Consider the following 16,135-nt stretch of genomic DNA (forward strand, 5'->3'; position numbering starts at 1 on the left):
GGGCTAGGGCTGTTTCAACGTCGGGTCAGAAAGAATAAAGAAAAAGCGGTCGTTACTTGATAAAATCAAGAGCGATCGCAATTTTTTATTAAAACTGAACACCCACCAAAATAGATGGGTAAATTGGGCACATTCAAACCAGGTGAAGGTAAAAATAAGATAACAGATTGCTACTGCTTCCAGTCCATAGTAAGGTGATTGTATGATTTGTTGGATTGAGAATACGATGAGGGCGAAATATGACATTAACCCTAATAAGCCGACAGATAAAGTTATGTCTAATATAAGATTGTGAGCTTTAGTAGTCGGTAAAGGTTTTGTGTGTATTTTTCCTTTTTCATTCTCCACATCAAAACTGAAATCACCCAAACGTACTACTTTTAGCTTTTTTTCAGGATTGAAAATATACGGATAGGCGATCGCAAATCCATCAAAACCCCATCCCAGCAAGGGACGTTGACTAATTCCCTGCTTTGATAACTGCCACATCCCAATGCGACCGGAAGTGATTTGTTTCATTAAAGGTAAATTATTGATCTGTCGGGTAGTTGTAGAAATACAAATGACAAGTAAACAGATAATTGTGGCAGGAATTAACAGTTTGTAGTATTTTTTTCCTAATAAGTAAATTGTTGATACTAGCAGAGCTAACACGGCTTGTCGAGTCTGAGTTAATACTATAGCTAATCCGATTAATAATCCTGCTGCTTTCATCATGTGATCGCTGATCCACTGGTGCTGCCAACTGATGATTAAAAGAACGACTATTGCTGCTAATACAAATGAAGCATGACCCCGATGGGAGTATAAACCAATGGGTTGCTGACCTTGGAAAATGGTACTGGCTAAGACATTTTTCTGGATGAGTTGACCCATTGTAGCAGTATAGTCAATTCGCCAATCAATAACTTGGGGAAAGATACTCAAGGCAAGGATAATTCCTCCTATCAGTAGTCCTTTGAGTTGAGGGTGAAAAAGTTCTGGATGATGGGTTAAGAGTAAGGAATTGCTGAGGGTAAAAACAGCTAGTGTTAACCAATATAACCAGCCGTCACCCATCTGTTCTTGACCGAATAAAGAGTATAGGGGGAAAGGACTTAATAAAGTAGAAAGCAGTCCAATTGCTAAAAAGATCCCCCACAGTATCGAGTAGATTTTCCAGCTACGGGGTACGGTGAGGGATTTTCTTTCTTCCCAAAGGATTGAAAGATTGAATAAAGTAATTAAGAGTACCGCCAAAACTTTGGGTTCCGTCCAAATTGACCCTCGGCTGTTCCCCCAAGGGTCGATGAGGATGATGCTGAAGGCGAATAGCAGGGTGTAAAAACTTTTCACTACTGTTTGTTAAACTTGTTTTTGAGGATTTGAATTGTGCTAGCAGCGCCTAAAGCCAATAATCCGAATATAGTGGTGGGTTCGGGGACTTTTTCTGGTAATTGATTGGGGTCGCCACTGTCGAAGTCGGAAAGTGGAAGTTCTCGGTTCTTGGCTGCATTAGTATTAGCAGCAGTCAGACAACCACCACCGCCACTATAACCAGTACAACCACCACCGCCACCATCATCATCACTAATTTTAGGGCGACTGTTATTTCTCCAACCCCATTTGATGCCGTTATAAATTGTAACTGTCCGTTTTCGGGTTACTAGATCCTGCATCTCTTCAGCCAAGTATAGTTCAGCGTCCCAGAAATGGCTTTCCGCAGGATCTATTCTGTATGGTACGTCTCCAAAAAATCTATATGGAGGTATGCCAAATCCGTTTCCAGCATGGCCGGTATAGTATGGGGTAGTTTGCCCAAGATCAATATCGAGAATGTTTTCAATCAAACCATGTTGATCGTCGGGTTCGAGGCTATGGTTACTGTATACTCGCTGAATCCATTGGACTCGTCTAGTAACACCGGTGGGGTCAGGTATGGGGTCGCCAGGTGGTAGTAGTACTGGATAGTAGAGTAATTCAAGCATACCCCCAACGCCCCCTGAGAAAGGATCTTGTATTTCTGCTCCACAATCTGTAGTTTGTGGGCCACAAATGTAATAATTCAGGAGATTAAAGCTACCTTGTAAGTCGTTCTCGGCACGTCGAAATTCCCAGCGTCCCGGATACATATTAGAAAAGCTGTTTAGTAATTGCCAAAGCTCATTTGTTCCACCTCGTTCAATCTCTTGTGGCTGCTCTAAATATGCCTCACCCTGATAACCATATTCATCGTAGTAAATAAAGGCATCAAATCTTCCATTTGAAGAAAAATTGATAGTAAAAGCAATAGCGGATTGTCCGGTAAGCGTTACGACTAAGCTGATGGCTAACCCAAGTAGAGAATCTTTTCGCAATGCCATTTTGTAACTCCTTTAGGTCTTATTTTCAAATCAAAGAAATATCGGTCTGGGCGCAAAACAAAATCTAGACAATAATTACAATGTGATTTCAATTCATTAATAAACTAGGCGAAACTCCTCCCAAGGTGTATAAGCTTTTCCTACCCACAGTCCTTCTACAGTTTTTCCATAAGGAATTTTTCTCACAGCTTCTTGATTTTCATAAGTGAACCGAACTTGATATCGACTTGGGTTGAGGGAACGAAAAGTCCAAACGCCACCAGAACTCTCATAGCCTCTGAGTCCAAACTTGCCTTGATAGCAGTACAACTCGCCTTCCACAAAAAAAGTCAAACTTTCGTTTGGCATAGCCCATAGAAAATCCTCTTCTTGTAAGCCTTTGGTTGCATTTCTTGCGTAAGACCGCTCTATTACTGTCCCTTTGGTATCTTGAAGTTCTGGCATTAAACTAGAGAGTTTAAAGCGATAGGGAATTTCCGTGCAATTCGTAACGCGAATCCCAAATTGCACGGGAGTTTGATCACCATCTTTAGTAGGAATGATCATCTCACGCTCTGGCACTAACGTTTCAAAGCGAATACCATCTACTTCAATAGTTTTGTTTGGATTTGATTTTCTAGATTTCATACGAGTTACACACAAGGCTTCTTAAATTTGTCTCTATCATGATCTTTAAGTATCCTAAAGTTGTTTTTCAAAATAAATTTTTAGCAATTCAAAAAACAAGAATTGCCAACAGATAGCACTGATGTAGCAGTAATGTAAAAGATGTGGGTAGACTCAGCCTTTAGTCTAAATCCTTAAAACTAATTAACCAACAGTAGATTTACGGAAATTTATCAATTTCATAGCTCCGTAAAATCCCTAGATTGACTCATTATTCTACTAGCTTCTTAACCATGTTTGCTGACCTTTGTTTTGAGTTAAAATTGGATTAGGCGAAACATCACAAACGGAGTTGATGCCTTACCTGTCCAAACCTCAAGAACTGCAAAAAGGGGGTCAAACGGAGGGAAGCGAATCGGAATTTGAGTGTTATTGGTAATTTCAATCCCAAGTTGCACCGGTGTATGAGCGCCTGGTATTTTTGCCGGGATAGTAAACTCCCGTTGGGGCATTAAGATTTCAAACCGGATACCATCGACTTCAACTGCATTGCCATTCGTCGATTCAACAGATATCAAGTTAGCAAATTTCCTGATGCCAAAATCTTCGGTCGCACTCAGCCCGATTGGTATCATAAAATGCGCTATTTGCCCTAACAAAACTAAAGCCAAAGCCAAACCGAAAATCAGGAAGTTACCCATGAGAAATAGCTCTGTATAAAAACTTTTCACTACTGTTTGTTAAACTTGTTTTGCATTATTTTAATTGTTCCGGCCGTGCCTAAAGCCAATAATCCGAATATGGTGGTGGGTTCGGGGACTTTTTCTGGTAACTGATTGGGGTCGCCACTGTCGAAGTCGGAAAGTGGCAGTTCTCGGATAGCAATGTCGCTGGCTGTAGTAACGCATCCGCCACCACCACTACTTCCGTCACAAGGAAGTGGAGGCAGAGAAATAGGAGGAGAAGGGGGAGGAGTGAATGTGTTGTTCCAACCCCATGAGATACCATTGTAAATCGTTACTGTTTTGGGTGCGGTTTCCTGAACCAAGTAGAGTTCAGCATACCAGTCGTGGTTGTCTTGGCCATCAGGCCGAGTAGAAAAGTCCTCGAAGTAAATTTGGGTGGCATTGGGAGAGACTGTATCGTAGTAAGGAGTAAAAATTGGGTTAAGCCCTAAAATTATAGTTTGAGAGCCTACTTGTGCTTTTAAATTTGGATCTTTCTGCTCTTCTACTACGTCAATTTTGTCTTCATTAGTACCAAAAGGTTTAAGTTCTTGAACACCATTACTGTAGGTGACAAGAGCATGATTACTGACAACCCGTTGAATCCAATGGACGTTACTGCCCATTGGATCTTGACCAGCAACAGGATGGTAAACGATTTGTATATCAGCCCCTACGGTTACGCCTCCATTAGTAGAGGGCTGGGCATAAGGTTTATAAACCCCAATCTCAAAATACCCTTGTATGTTTTGATTTGATTGTGCTTTATTAAACATCCAACCGTTATCCTTCCAAACAGATGAGGTCAGCAGGTTAAAGAAAGCATTTGTTCCGCCTAGTGGAAGTTGCGACACTGGCTTGATAGTTGTAGTTACTGTGCCAAAATTTGGATCGCTGTACGACGCTGGGTTACAGTAGAAGGAACTTAGAGTACAAGGAGAACTGGGTTGTTGCGAGGGGAGTGTAAAAGAGAAAGCCAAGCCCGACCGACCTGTTAAGGCGACCAGTAAAGGCGTTGTCAATAAAACAAGGAAATATCGTTTTAGTTGCACTTTTTGTAACTCCTTTATGTAGTAACTGTTAAAAAGACATCAGCATTTGCGTGAAATTTAGCCCTAAACGGCAACTGGGATGCAATTTTGTTAAGGCTGGACTAGACGAACCTCCACAAATGGAGTCGTGGCTTGACCCGTCCAGAGTCCTTCTACTCTTTGCGGTATGCTGGTTTTTCGATCTTGAGTTAGGTCACGGCAGTAGTTCACCGCGCTAGAGTTGTTATACAAGAACTGAATCTTATAAGTACCAGGCTTGAGATCTTTAAAATCCCATCCACCGCCTAATCCATCCGTGCCTCCCAGATGAAGCAAGTTATCCTGCCAGTAAAGATTGGCATCTAGAAAAAAGGTCACGCTCTTTCCTGACTGGAGTAACGGACAAGTAAGTTGCTCTCTCCTTAATCCCAAGAACATACCTCTAGCTGCTTCGCCGTCAACTGGTAATCCATTTTCTGTTACTATTCTTAAGCCAAGAACAATCTGGGGATCAAAGCGGTTAAGTCGAATGGGAGTTGGCTTTTGGTTGGTAATACGAAGGCCAATTTTTACAGGAGTTGGGAAACCGAACTCTTTTTCTGGGATCGGCAATACTCGCTCCGGCACTAATATTTCAAACCAAATACCATCGACTTCAACTGCATTGTCATTCGTCGGTTCAACAGACATTAAGTTAGCGAATTTCCTAATGCCAAAATCTTCCGTCGCACTCAACCCGGTTGGCATCAGAAAATGTGCTATTTGCCCCAATAAAACTAAAGCCAAAGCCAAACAAAAAACCCGGAAGTTACGCATGAGAAATCGTAGGTTATAACCCCAAATAGAGAAGATAATTTTTATAACAATTCAAAAAACAAGAATTGCCAACTCTTAGCAGTGAAGTAGATGTGGTAGACTCAGCCTTTACTTTAAATCTTTAGAGAGCATTCACAAACAGTAAATTTACGGAACTTTAGAACCTTTATATTTTTGATTTCAGTAAATTTACGGTCTTACAATGCCTGTAACCCTTACCCTGTAAATTTTTTACCTCTATAAAAATCACAATTGCAAAAATATAGGAGTTAGAATTAATTCCAACTCCTCATCTAAAACTCATTCCCCATTCCCTGTTCCCTATTCCCTACTATTAGAGAATTAATCTTGAATATTGAGGGTGATTTTAGCGGATTGAAGTTGTTGATTTAACCAGCGTTCAAATAATTCATTTTGCAACCGTTGTTTGATTTGAGGATTCTCTAAGGACGCTTCTAAAAATTGTTCCACTCGGAAAATACACCAGCCTCCCTCCACTTCCAGGGGGCCAATAATTTGTCCGGGTAGGGTTTGTTGGACAACGACCTTAAGAGCATCGGGTAAAGTTGACAAAGCAACGGCTCCCATCATGCCATTAAACGAGCTTTCATTCGTAATAGAATACTCTTTTGCTAATTCTTCAAACCGGGTTTCATGTTCTTTTAAACGGTTGAATAATGTTTCTGCTAATTCATAGTCATTTAATGAAATTCGAGAGAGAACAATTGCATCTAAAGCAGGTTTTCGTTGGATAAAATAGTTTTCCAGTTCCGGTTCAACCACCGACAGTTTAAGTTTTTCTCGTTTGAACCCCAGCATAATTTGCTGGTGAAACCCTTCATAACTCATGCGATTATTTTCTAACCACTGTTGAAACGCTTGAGGGTCACTAAGATTGCGTTCTAGTCTAAAATTAACAACCGCTTGTTCAATACTCGCAGCCGGGACATCTAAATCAGACCTCGACTGTAATTCCCGATCCAGAATATATTCTCGCAGAATATCTGTGATCATCGGCTGTAATTTTCCAGCCGCTTGCAAATATTTTAGTGCTTGACCTAAAAGTATGGGTTCGTCGTTAACGGTTAAAAAGGGATTAGCCACTGAGATTTACATCCTAAAAAATTCTATTTACCAATATTGTAGGGGTTGAGGTTCCCTTCCTGTAAAATTTGGGCGTAGATGTTGATAGGAATTTGAAATGAGCATTCAGGTTGAATCTCAACCCAGTTTAGAACGATTAGAACAATTGGGGGTTTTGAATTGGCCAATTTGGGAAAAGGAGGTTTCGGAGTTTCCTTGGACGTATGATGAAAGCGAAACCTGCTATTTATTAGCGGGGGATGTCATCGTTACCCCAGAGGTCGGTGAACCTGTGCAGTTTGGAAAAGGGGATTTAGTTACCTTTGCGGCGGGACTGTCTTGTCGGTGGAAAATCCGGGCTGATGTTCGTAAACATTATCGGTTTGGGAAATAAACCTGTAATATTTAGACGTGCCGTTATTTAGACGTGCCATGGCACGTCTCTACAGTAATAATCCGCTAATCATTCCCCCTAATAAAATAAAACCAATTCCGACATTATCACTAAAAATTTTACCATAAATCGGTCTAGGAAGATCGGGTTTTCGCAGTTGCCAATATTGTCTTGACCAGAGCCCAATAGCAGCCGTTAGGGTCAGCCAATATTCCCAATGTAACTGTAGATTCCAGCCTAGAATTCCTAATAAAATTGCTGTGCCTAAAAAGAAAATACCCACAGCATTAGCAGATTGTTCTCCAAAAAAGATGGCACTAGAATTTACCCCTAAACGAAGATCATCTTCGCGATCACTCATTGCATAAACGGTATCAAATCCTAACGTCCATAATATCGTTGCTCCCCATAAAAACCAAGTAGCTGTTTCTAAATTTCCCACCGCCGCCGTCCAACTAATTAATACCGCAAATCCCCAAGCAATTGATAAAACTAATTGGGGAATGGGAAACACTCGTTTTGCTAAGGGATAACCAATAATTACAGGAACAGCCGCCACACATAAACCAAAACTTAAAGGGTTTAAATAAACCGCCAGTCCCGCCGCACAAATAAAGGCAACCCCAGCAATAACCAACCCGGTTTTGACCGTTAAGGCACGGGAAGCCAGGGGACGGGTGCGGGTGCGTTCTACTTCCGGGTCAATATCCCTGTCCCATAAATCATTGACGACACACCCGGCGGCACTGGTGGCCAAGGTTCCAAAGACAATCACCAAAATTAAAGCCAAAGGAGGTGTGCCATGGGTGGCTAAAACAATAGCCCATAAGGCAGGGATCATCAAAATTAGGCGTCCGGCGGGTTTGTCCCATCGCAACAGTCGAATAATAATTTGCCAAGTCGGTTCCGGTAGATTAGATTGGGTCAGCATTGCGCGTTGATGTCAAGATTGAAAGATGGAGTCTTCACAATATTTTTTAACACAGATCCGCAATCGGTCTAAAATTAAAAAGAATAGCTTCTTAGAGAGTGATTATGGTCACATCAATGCCTTTGGTGAAGAGTTTTGAACCCGCAGATAATCGAGATCGAATCTTAGCCGCCATTGATTTAGGAACAAATTCTCTGCACATGGTTGTGGTAAAAGTTCAGCCCCAACTGACTACTTTTACAATTATTGCACGGGAAAAAGAAACCGTTCGTTTGGGAGATTGTGGAGAAAAGGGCAATCTCAAACCAGAGGTGATGGAACGGGCGATTAATTGTTTAAAACGGTTTCAAGGCATTGCTCAAACCTTTAATGCGGAACAAATTGTGGCCGTAGCAACCAGTGCGGTTCGAGAAGCCCCCAATGGTCGAGAATTTATTCGCCGAGTCGCCGATGAATTAGATTTAGAAATTAGTTTAATTTCCGGTCAGGAAGAAGCCCGACGCATTTATTTAGGGGTTCTTTCGGCAATGGAATTTAATAACCAACCCCATATTATTATTGATATTGGTGGGGGGTCTACGGAATTAATTTTAGGAGATGGTTGGGAACCCCGATTTTTAAGTAGTACAAAAGTGGGGGCGGTGCGATTAACTCATGATTTTGTGCATACAGATCCGATTAGTCGCGCCGAATTTTTATATTTACAAGCTTATATTCGAGGCACATTAGAACGAGTTATTGATGAATTATCCTCCCATTTAAAATCCGGGGAAATGCCTCGTTTAGTCGGAACTTCAGGAACGATTGAAACCTTAGTTGGAATTAAAGCTAGAGAGAAGTCAGGAACAGACCCGACTCGGTTGGTTGGGTATAAATTAACGTTAGAAGACTTACAAGAATTTATTAATCGAATTCGGAAATTATCTTATCAAGAACGATTACAAATTCCGGGAATTGCTGACCGTCGCGCCGAGATTATTTTAGCGGGGGCTTTAATTTTACAAGAAGCCATGACGTTGTTAAATCTGCGGTCTTTAACGGTGTGTGAACGCAGTCTCCGAGAAGGGGTGATTGTAGACTGGATGTTAACTCATGGGTTAATTGATGATCGACTTCATTATGGCCGTTCGGTTCGGGAAAGAAGTGTTTTAAAAATTGCTCAAAAATATCAAGTTGATTTAGAATCTAGCCAACGGGTTGCTACTTTGGCGTTAAGTTTATTTGATCAGACAAAAGGATTATTACATAATTGGGGAGAAACTGAACGAGAATTATTATGGTCGGCGAGTATTCTTCATAATTGCGGATTATATGTCAGTCATTCGGCTCATCATAAACATTCCTATTATTTAATTCGCTATGGGGAATTATTAGGATTTACAGAAATGGAAATTGAAGCGATCGCAAATTTAGCTCGATATCACCGGAAAAGTAGTCCTAAAAAGAAACATGAAGCGTATCAAGGTTTACCACGACGGTTTCGACAAGTGATTGATCAATTACATCCTTTATTAAGGTTAGCAGTGGCTTTAGATCGACGTCTGATTGGTGCTATTTCTCAAGTTATTTGTGAATATAAACCCATAACACGGGAGTTTTATTTGAAATTAAAACCAACCCATGCTGATGATGATTGTGCTTTAGAATTATGGAGTTTAGACTTAAAGAAAGAAGCCTTTGAAACTAACTATGGGTTAAAGTTAGTGGCTCAATTAGAGCCTTAATCTTTTGGGGTGCGTGGGCGGAGCTTACACACCCTACAAGATTTAGAATTGGGAGACTTTCATGGCTTTAATTTTGGGTTTTTTATCAAATAAAAATCGGGGTTTAATTAAGGCTCTAAAAACCAGAAAAAGCGATCTCAATTCCCCTGGAACTTTTTGGTTTTTCCATTGACCGGGACGACAAAATAAAAGTTCAATCAGTTGACGATATTGAGATAAATTCACGGCTTGAAATTCGACCTGTAGGGTTAAGTTATCTCCTTTGTAATGGAAGGTTTTGATGCGTCCCTGTAGGCTTAAATTTTCTTCAACCCAATCTAGTTTAATGGTCTGCTGAGTCGAAAAATCCAGGGGATATTGGGTTGTAATATCAATTTCTGCACCAGCTTCTGAGACTTGGGTTGTAATTCCCCAAAGAGTTTGATTTTGAATCTGAATTTGTACGACTCGCCGTAATTCAAACCAATCATAATGATCAGGTTTAGGCGCGTCAATTGTCATTAAAATAGATAAGGTAATAATAATTAAATTGTAAACCCCCCAAATAATTCCTAAACTGATTCCAGATTCGGTATTAATTTCGTCTATTTCAGGTGTTCCTAGAATCGTAATTTTCAGGACAGCTAAAGCTGTTAAGATCCAAAATCCAATTAAGGGTAAAGCCAAATTATGATTCCAATTATAGCGATCTTGAATGATACCCTTTGGCGTGACTTTAAATCCTTGATTAAAAGGATTAAGGATTGTATTTAATACCATTAATCCTAACTGAAAACAATGTTGAATAGAGCAAATTTCATTAAAAATAAAAGAGCGGCTATGATAATTTAACCAAGAAAAAGTTATCATCTGAAAGAAATAAATGGGGGTAAAAAAGTAAAGCCATTCATCTAAAGATGCTTGAACTGGAAGAATATTAAAGAAGGCATAAATTAAGGGAATTATCAGTAAATAGATTCTCAATCCAAACATAAACCAACTGGCTAATCCTTCTAAATGAGCTAACCGTTGTAAGAGGGTTAAACCTGGAATGGTTAAGGGATTAGACTTAATAAAAAAGGCTTGTAATGTTCCTTGTCCCCATCGTTCTCGTTGCGTTAAATGAGCATTAATATTTTCTGCTGCTAACCCAGCACTTAATTTTTCATTCAAATAAACCAGGCGATACCCCTTAGCTGTTAACTGAATTCCGGTGAAATAATCTTCACAAATTGACTCTGTAACAAATCCTCCAATACTTTCTAAAGCACTGCGCCGCACCACAAAAGAGGTTCCTGAACAAACGGTACTCCCCACCGAATTTTTGATTAATTCCAGTTGACGATAAAATTGTTCTTCATCAGGAAGTAATTGATTTTCTAAGCCTAAATTTCGGGCAATTGGGTCAAAGTTATAATAAGTTTGGGGGGTTTGAACTAAGGCAATTTGAGAATCTTGGAAAAAGCCAATGGTTCGATTTATAAAATTTTTGGTGGGAATAAAATCTGCATCAAATACAACAATGAATTCCCCTTTTGTCTGCATTAACGCATGATTTAAGTTTCCGGCTTTAGCGTGAAGATTATCAACCCGTGTAATATATTGACATCCTAAAGTTTGAGCTAATTTTTTAATTTCTGGGCGACGAGTATCATCGAGGAGATAAATTGTTTTATGGGGATAATCTAAAGCTTGACAGCCAATAATGGTTCGTTTTATAATAAATTCAGGTTCATCATAGCTGGGAATAAAAATATCCACTGAAGGGGTATATTTTGTTTCTATAATATCCTTAGCTATGGGATTGACTTCAGATTTATTATCCTTAATTTTCAGGGATAAATAAAGTTGTAAGCTACTGAGAAGCAGCATAAGTAATTCAGCTAAAAATAACCCTAAACTTAAGATTCCAGCAACAGGATGAGTTAAATTGAGTGTGGTGACACTACGCCATAATAAATATCTCAGAATAATGGCTAAATTAATACTAATAATTAACGCTCTTGTCCAAGTTTGAGGCTGAGGAGAGACTTTAATAATAATTGCTGCAATTCCTGAAAAAATCAGGGTAGGTAAAAACAAATATTGTGCAGACAATTCAGGAACTTCAGACCACCAGGGAGGATTATTTTGGAACTCACAAAGGAGATTAAAAAATTCGGTAATATTGGGTTCGCCACTCAACCAAGCGAGGCTTAATACAGTAATTAATGTAACTAATCCCAGAAACACTAAAGTGGTCGTTTGAGGGAGAGGATATCCCAACAAAATTAACCGTTTCAGGCGTTGACTACTAAACCCAAATGTCATAATCCAGAAACTCCTGTTAAAACGCATTTAGTCTGTATTGAGTCAGAGGTCATCCCTAAGACTCAGATTCGCAGAAGAACTGCTTTACATTATTTAACATTTTTTTGAAAATTGCAGGGTTTCTGTTATTCTTCGTTGGATTAATTTTTTATTTTGCCTTGAAAATATTAGCGAAAATGCTTCTGTATCGGGGTTTGAGCCAAATTAATGCCGAGTTTCCGCCTTATTCCCAGGTTTCTAATTCTGCCATCCAGTTATTCCAAAGAGCAATTAATTGTTCTCGACGGGTTTCAAAAGTAGCAGCAATCCAAATTAAAATTAACCCTAAAATAAAGGAAATTACCCATTTCATAAAAGAATAATGAGCATTAAGAATCATTAGTTGTTCTACAATATTAATTAAAAATATTGCAGTTCCAATATAGAGAAAAGCTCGAATTTTAAATCCTAACCCCGCAAAAATTGTGATTAAGCTTAACATTCCCGGAAGAATCCCTATCCCTTGATTAGTTATCAGGGACATTCCACAAAATAGACTGGTTGCAAAAATCCGAAATCCATGCCTCCAAGGGCGATTTTGTTCTAAGATTAAATTGGGTTCAAATTGGGCAAAATAAAGTAATGATAAGGCAATAGGGAGAGTTAGAATAAATTCATCCGCTTGATAATTAATCAACCCTAACCAATGATAAAAGGTAAAATTAATTAAGATTAAACTGAAATAACTTAAGCGAATATTTCGGGTTAAGCTTGATAATGCCATATACAATATAATGGCAAGAATAGCTGAAAGATATCCCGTTAATTGTTGTTCAGGTTGTAAGAGGAAAAAGGAAGTGATAACCGTGATAATCGGAAGAATAATGGCGACTCTTTTCCAGGGTTTCTCCGACCATCCCCCATTATTCCAAGGCAAAATATAAAAGAACCAGGATAGGATTGATACAATTGCCCCTGACCAAGGAATAAAAAATTCGTTTAAATTGAATAAATTTTGTAAATAAAGAATTAAAGCCGTTGCTTCTGCTAAACCGAGATAGACCCAGATTTCCGAGGCTGTAGGATTGGAATTATAACGACCTTGAAAAATAGCATAACGCACGACTAATAGACTGGTTCCAATGGCTAAAAGAGGTTGAGAATAACCCGGAGTTAAACTGGCTAATAATAAAAATAAACTACTAATAAACCAATGAAGATGGGCAATAAATTTGATTTCACTTTCCTGAACTTGTAAATAAACGGTTAACCCCGGACTGAGAACTCGATAAGCATACATTAAACTGGTTCCTAATGTGGCAAAAGCAATCCATTGTGTGGCTAAAGGTTGAGACTGAATTTGATAGAATAAAATTTCATAGGTAGAAATAGAAATTCCTATCAGTCCTAAATAAGTTAAAGGTTTGGTATCGATACTGCGTCTGCCAATGCCAATTAAAATTAAGGCAAGTCCTAGGGAAATTAATCCGGTCCAATTAGCAACGGTTTGGAACCGAAAAACCACACCTAAAAGACCGTATAGAATGGGAATTGTTTGCCAAGGGTTGGGCAGTTTTTGAATTTGATAATGACGTTGCCACCAATCTCCAAAAAGTTGTGTAATTAGTCCTAAAATAATATTAGCAACCGCCAAGCTAACTAAAGAACGGTCGTTAAAAATTAGGATTTCAACAATCAGTAATTCAACGGTCCAAGCTAAACTATATAATATCCAAGGGGAGAATCCCAACCTGTCTCTTCTGGGGGGTTCTGCTATATTTAATCCTCGGAGAATTAAGGCAATGATTAAAATGATTAAGGGTGAAATCAGGTTAGAATTCGCTGGAAATCTAGCTGCATATAACCCAAAGGAATGCAGGGTTATGGCTGAAAGTTCAAACCCTAATAATCCTATTGCCCAACTGTCAATAGATTTTTTATAAAGTTTAATAATTCTTGATTGAGGTGAACCATAGCGGGATAACATTAATCGTGATATCCATAACCCGGTAACGGTTAAACTCAATAACATTAACCATCCTTCTCTGACCACAAAATCCTGTACGGATAAAAAGAGTAAAGTTAATCCTAAACCAACGGTAAAAGTTGATGCAAATAACGTTTTTAGAATTTGGGTATTAACAACCATTAATAGCGTTGTTAAGCCTAAACTCCATAAACGGATTTCAGGATGGGGTAAAGTTAAAATTTGAACTAACCCACAAGCTACAAAACTAAATTGGCTGGCTTTTATTCGTTGAGTATCTGTGGTTTGGGTTGCTACAACTGTTAAGGCTAGGGGTGTGATTAACCAAGTAATTTCTAAAGTTTTGTTATCAAAATAAAAGTTAGTTAAAAATAACATATAACTGAGTTCAGATAATACTATTCCTAGGTTTAAAGCATCTTTTCGGATAATATTATCTAGGGGGCTATTGACCGTAAATAATAAAAATTCACCCAGCATTAAGCCCAATAAAATTATTGCCCAAAGTTCTAAGGTTAAGTTGGGAAATTGCCAGTAAACTAGATTACAAACGGTAACTAACCCTAAAAGATGGGTAGCTAAAACTAAGGGGGGGTTTAGGGGTTGACGACGGCTCGTAATAACAGCTAGAGTAATAGTAGAGGCTAATAAATTTAGCGATCGCAATGCCGGGTTTAATAATGATAAACTGGTTAGAAATACCCCAAACATTAAACTCATTTGATCTCCAAATTGAGCTAATTTTCGTTGTGGACGGTGGTAAATCCAATCCGTCAAGACAACCATTGCAATCAGATAGGGAAACCAGGTTAAACTCAGTAAAGCCCAAGGGGAATGCTGAGAACGGGTAACTTCTACTCCAACTGTAATCGCCGTTTGTCTAAGTTCCGGTGGAATTAAACGACCGACTAACACCACCATTGATAATCCAAAACCAAAGATTGCAGCTAAATCTTGGCGTTTCCAATATTTTAATAAATTATCAGTAAAAATTCCAACGCCAATTCCACTGATTAAAAAGGCTTGTCCAGGTTGGGTAAAAATCGTGATTAACCAGCCGAAAAATAGAATACCATAGCTACACCGATGTAAAATAATAGAAGGAGAAAGATATAAAAAAATTGCAAAGATTCCTAACGCTAACCCAAGCTCACTAATAGCAATATCAACGCCAAAAATTGCCCGACCAAACAGCAAGGCGAGAAGATAAATAACAATAATTTTAGGGTCGATGCGTTGGTTGGGAGTAGAAGCAGTTGGGGGCGGGTTAACAATGGTTAAAATTCCACTGATGATAATTCCTAAATAAACCGCGATGACAGGAAAACCTGGAATTTGCCATCCCCAGTTTAAATAACTTAATCCTAACTGGTTGAAGAGGAAACGACGTTGCAATTGTCCTTGATTTCGATATAAAATAATCGTTAGGGCAGTTAGGGCAATTGTAGCGATCGCTATTGTAACTAACCCTAAAGGATATAACCACAACTTTAATCCATCCATTGCCCAAAAATTCAGAGGAATTAACAGTAAAGTTACTAATTTTAAAGCTTCCGCCGTCACGGGTAAGCTAGACTGTTGACTTCCCCATAAACTCGTCCCCCAAAAAGCAAAGGTATAGGCAAATAAGATTAAATATTGTCCGGTGGCTGGAAATTTTTCCCACTGACTTGCTGCTAAAACTCCAGAGGAAACAATGACTAAAAATAACCCTAAAAATAATAGCCAGCGAACACTCAATTCAGCTTTTAAAGATTCCACTAAATCCGTTACAATAGCTGGAAATTCAAAAGCAGGTTGGGGCGGTTTAGAAACAACAGAATTTCGAGTTGTTGTTTCCGTACTCACAACGTTAGTTTTAGCAGAAGAGACAACCTTTTGAGGGATAGGGTCACTTAAATAAAGTTCACCAATTTCGCGGACTTGGGTATCGGATAATAAACCTAAACGCAACCAAGCTTCTAACCCTTCTAAAATCATTGGATTAGTTGTATCGGTTTGAATTAAGATGCGAATTAAGGGTTTTGGCGGAGACATGGGGGGAAGGGTTGGGGTTTGGGGAAAAAGACGGAATGGATTTTGATGTATGTCTACGATAACGGCTGATCTTGCGAGTTAGATTTTTATTAATAATTATTTTAGATCATCAAAAAGCTGAAAACCAAGCTTCTCGTCTGAATTCATTAATGATGGAGGACGACTATAATTTTATTTGAAATTAAGGGCGA

At 39.0% G+C, this 16,135-nt stretch carries 12 protein-coding genes; 2 read left to right on the forward strand and 10 right to left on the reverse strand.

The window, feature by feature from the left end:
- Positions 1-3 precede the first annotated feature (3 nt).
- The 7 genes from H6G57_RS29665 to H6G57_RS29670 all read right to left on the reverse strand — a co-directional run bounded on the left by H6G57_RS29665 (position 4) and on the right by H6G57_RS29670 (position 6,624).
- On the reverse strand, positions 4-1,335 hold the full coding sequence (locus tag H6G57_RS29665) for an O-antigen ligase (RefSeq protein ID WP_190523306.1): 1,332 nt from the start codon (positions 1,333-1,335) through the stop codon (positions 4-6).
- Complete coding sequence (locus H6G57_RS24245; protein WP_190523308.1) at positions 1,335-2,342, reverse strand: PEP-CTERM sorting domain-containing protein; 1,008 nt, start codon at positions 2,340-2,342, stop codon at positions 1,335-1,337. The genes H6G57_RS29665 and H6G57_RS24245 overlap by 1 nt, the downstream gene beginning before the upstream one ends.
- A gap of 96 nt (positions 2,343-2,438) precedes the next feature.
- Complete coding sequence (locus H6G57_RS24250; RefSeq protein WP_190523310.1) at positions 2,439-2,969, reverse strand: hypothetical protein; 531 nt, start codon at positions 2,967-2,969, stop codon at positions 2,439-2,441.
- 296 nt (positions 2,970-3,265) lie between these two features.
- Positions 3,266-3,649, reverse strand: coding sequence for a hypothetical protein (locus H6G57_RS24255; RefSeq protein ID WP_206756701.1), 384 nt, complete (start codon positions 3,647-3,649; stop codon positions 3,266-3,268).
- A 29-nt stretch (positions 3,650-3,678) separates the two neighbouring features.
- A complete protein-coding gene (locus tag H6G57_RS24260) occupies positions 3,679-4,527 on the reverse strand; it encodes a PEP-CTERM sorting domain-containing protein (protein WP_190523318.1) in 849 nt (282 codons plus the stop codon).
- A gap of 288 nt (positions 4,528-4,815) precedes the next feature.
- Complete coding sequence (locus H6G57_RS24265; RefSeq protein WP_206756702.1) at positions 4,816-5,520, reverse strand: hypothetical protein; 705 nt, start codon at positions 5,518-5,520, stop codon at positions 4,816-4,818.
- 342 nt (positions 5,521-5,862) lie between these two features.
- Entirely contained in the window at positions 5,863-6,624 is a 762-nt protein-coding gene (locus H6G57_RS29670; RefSeq protein ID WP_190523322.1) for a peptidylprolyl isomerase, read from the reverse strand.
- A 97-nt stretch (positions 6,625-6,721) separates the two neighbouring features.
- On the opposite strand from H6G57_RS29670, the gene H6G57_RS24275 reads away from it, so the two are divergent.
- On the forward strand, positions 6,722-6,997 hold the full coding sequence (locus H6G57_RS24275; protein WP_190523324.1) for a cupin domain-containing protein: 276 nt from the start codon (positions 6,722-6,724) through the stop codon (positions 6,995-6,997).
- Between the two features lie 49 nt (positions 6,998-7,046).
- Here H6G57_RS24275 and H6G57_RS24280 read toward each other — a convergent pair whose 3' ends face one another.
- Positions 7,047-7,928 carry a 4-hydroxybenzoate solanesyltransferase gene (locus tag H6G57_RS24280; protein ID WP_190523326.1) on the reverse strand — a complete coding sequence of 294 codons (882 nt, stop codon included), beginning with the start codon at positions 7,926-7,928 and terminating at the stop codon, positions 7,047-7,049.
- A gap of 104 nt (positions 7,929-8,032) precedes the next feature.
- Between H6G57_RS24280 and H6G57_RS24285 the strand changes: the two genes are divergently transcribed.
- A complete protein-coding gene (locus tag H6G57_RS24285; protein ID WP_190523328.1) occupies positions 8,033-9,652 on the forward strand; it encodes a Ppx/GppA phosphatase family protein in 1,620 nt (539 codons plus the stop codon).
- Positions 9,653-9,694: 42 nt separating this feature from the next.
- Here H6G57_RS24285 and H6G57_RS24290 read toward each other — a convergent pair whose 3' ends face one another.
- Both H6G57_RS24290 and H6G57_RS24295 read right to left on the reverse strand, forming a co-directional pair.
- On the reverse strand, positions 9,695-11,941 hold the full coding sequence (locus tag H6G57_RS24290; protein WP_190523330.1) for a glycosyltransferase: 2,247 nt from the start codon (positions 11,939-11,941) through the stop codon (positions 9,695-9,697).
- Positions 11,942-12,164: 223 nt separating this feature from the next.
- Entirely contained in the window at positions 12,165-15,944 is a 3,780-nt protein-coding gene (locus H6G57_RS24295; protein WP_190523331.1) for a hypothetical protein, read from the reverse strand.
- Between the last annotated feature and the right edge of the window lie 191 nt (positions 15,945-16,135).

The sequence above is a fragment of the Planktothrix sp. FACHB-1365 genome (assembly GCF_014697575.1).
GTDB lineage: Bacteria > Cyanobacteriota > Cyanobacteriia > Cyanobacteriales > Microcoleaceae > Planktothrix.

Coding starts and splice junctions, on each gene's coding strand:
- H6G57_RS24280 (WP_190523326.1), bottom strand. CDS start 7,928: ATGCTGACCCAATCTAATCTACCGGAACCGACTTGGCAAATTATTATT.
- H6G57_RS24245 (WP_190523308.1), bottom strand. CDS start 2,342: ATGGCATTGCGAAAAGATTCTCTACTTGGGTTAGCCATCAGCTTAGTC.
- H6G57_RS24265 (WP_206756702.1), bottom strand. CDS start 5,520: ATGCGTAACTTCCGGGTTTTTTGTTTGGCTTTGGCTTTAGTTTTATTG.
- H6G57_RS24285 (WP_190523328.1), top strand. CDS start 8,033: ATGGTCACATCAATGCCTTTGGTGAAGAGTTTTGAACCCGCAGATAAT.
- H6G57_RS24290 (WP_190523330.1), bottom strand. CDS start 11,941: ATGACATTTGGGTTTAGTAGTCAACGCCTGAAACGGTTAATTTTGTTG.
- H6G57_RS24295 (WP_190523331.1), bottom strand. CDS start 15,944: ATGTCTCCGCCAAAACCCTTAATTCGCATCTTAATTCAAACCGATACA.
- H6G57_RS24255 (WP_206756701.1), bottom strand. CDS start 3,649: ATGGGTAACTTCCTGATTTTCGGTTTGGCTTTGGCTTTAGTTTTGTTA.
- H6G57_RS24250 (WP_190523310.1), bottom strand. CDS start 2,969: ATGAAATCTAGAAAATCAAATCCAAACAAAACTATTGAAGTAGATGGT.
- H6G57_RS24275 (WP_190523324.1), top strand. CDS start 6,722: ATGAGCATTCAGGTTGAATCTCAACCCAGTTTAGAACGATTAGAACAA.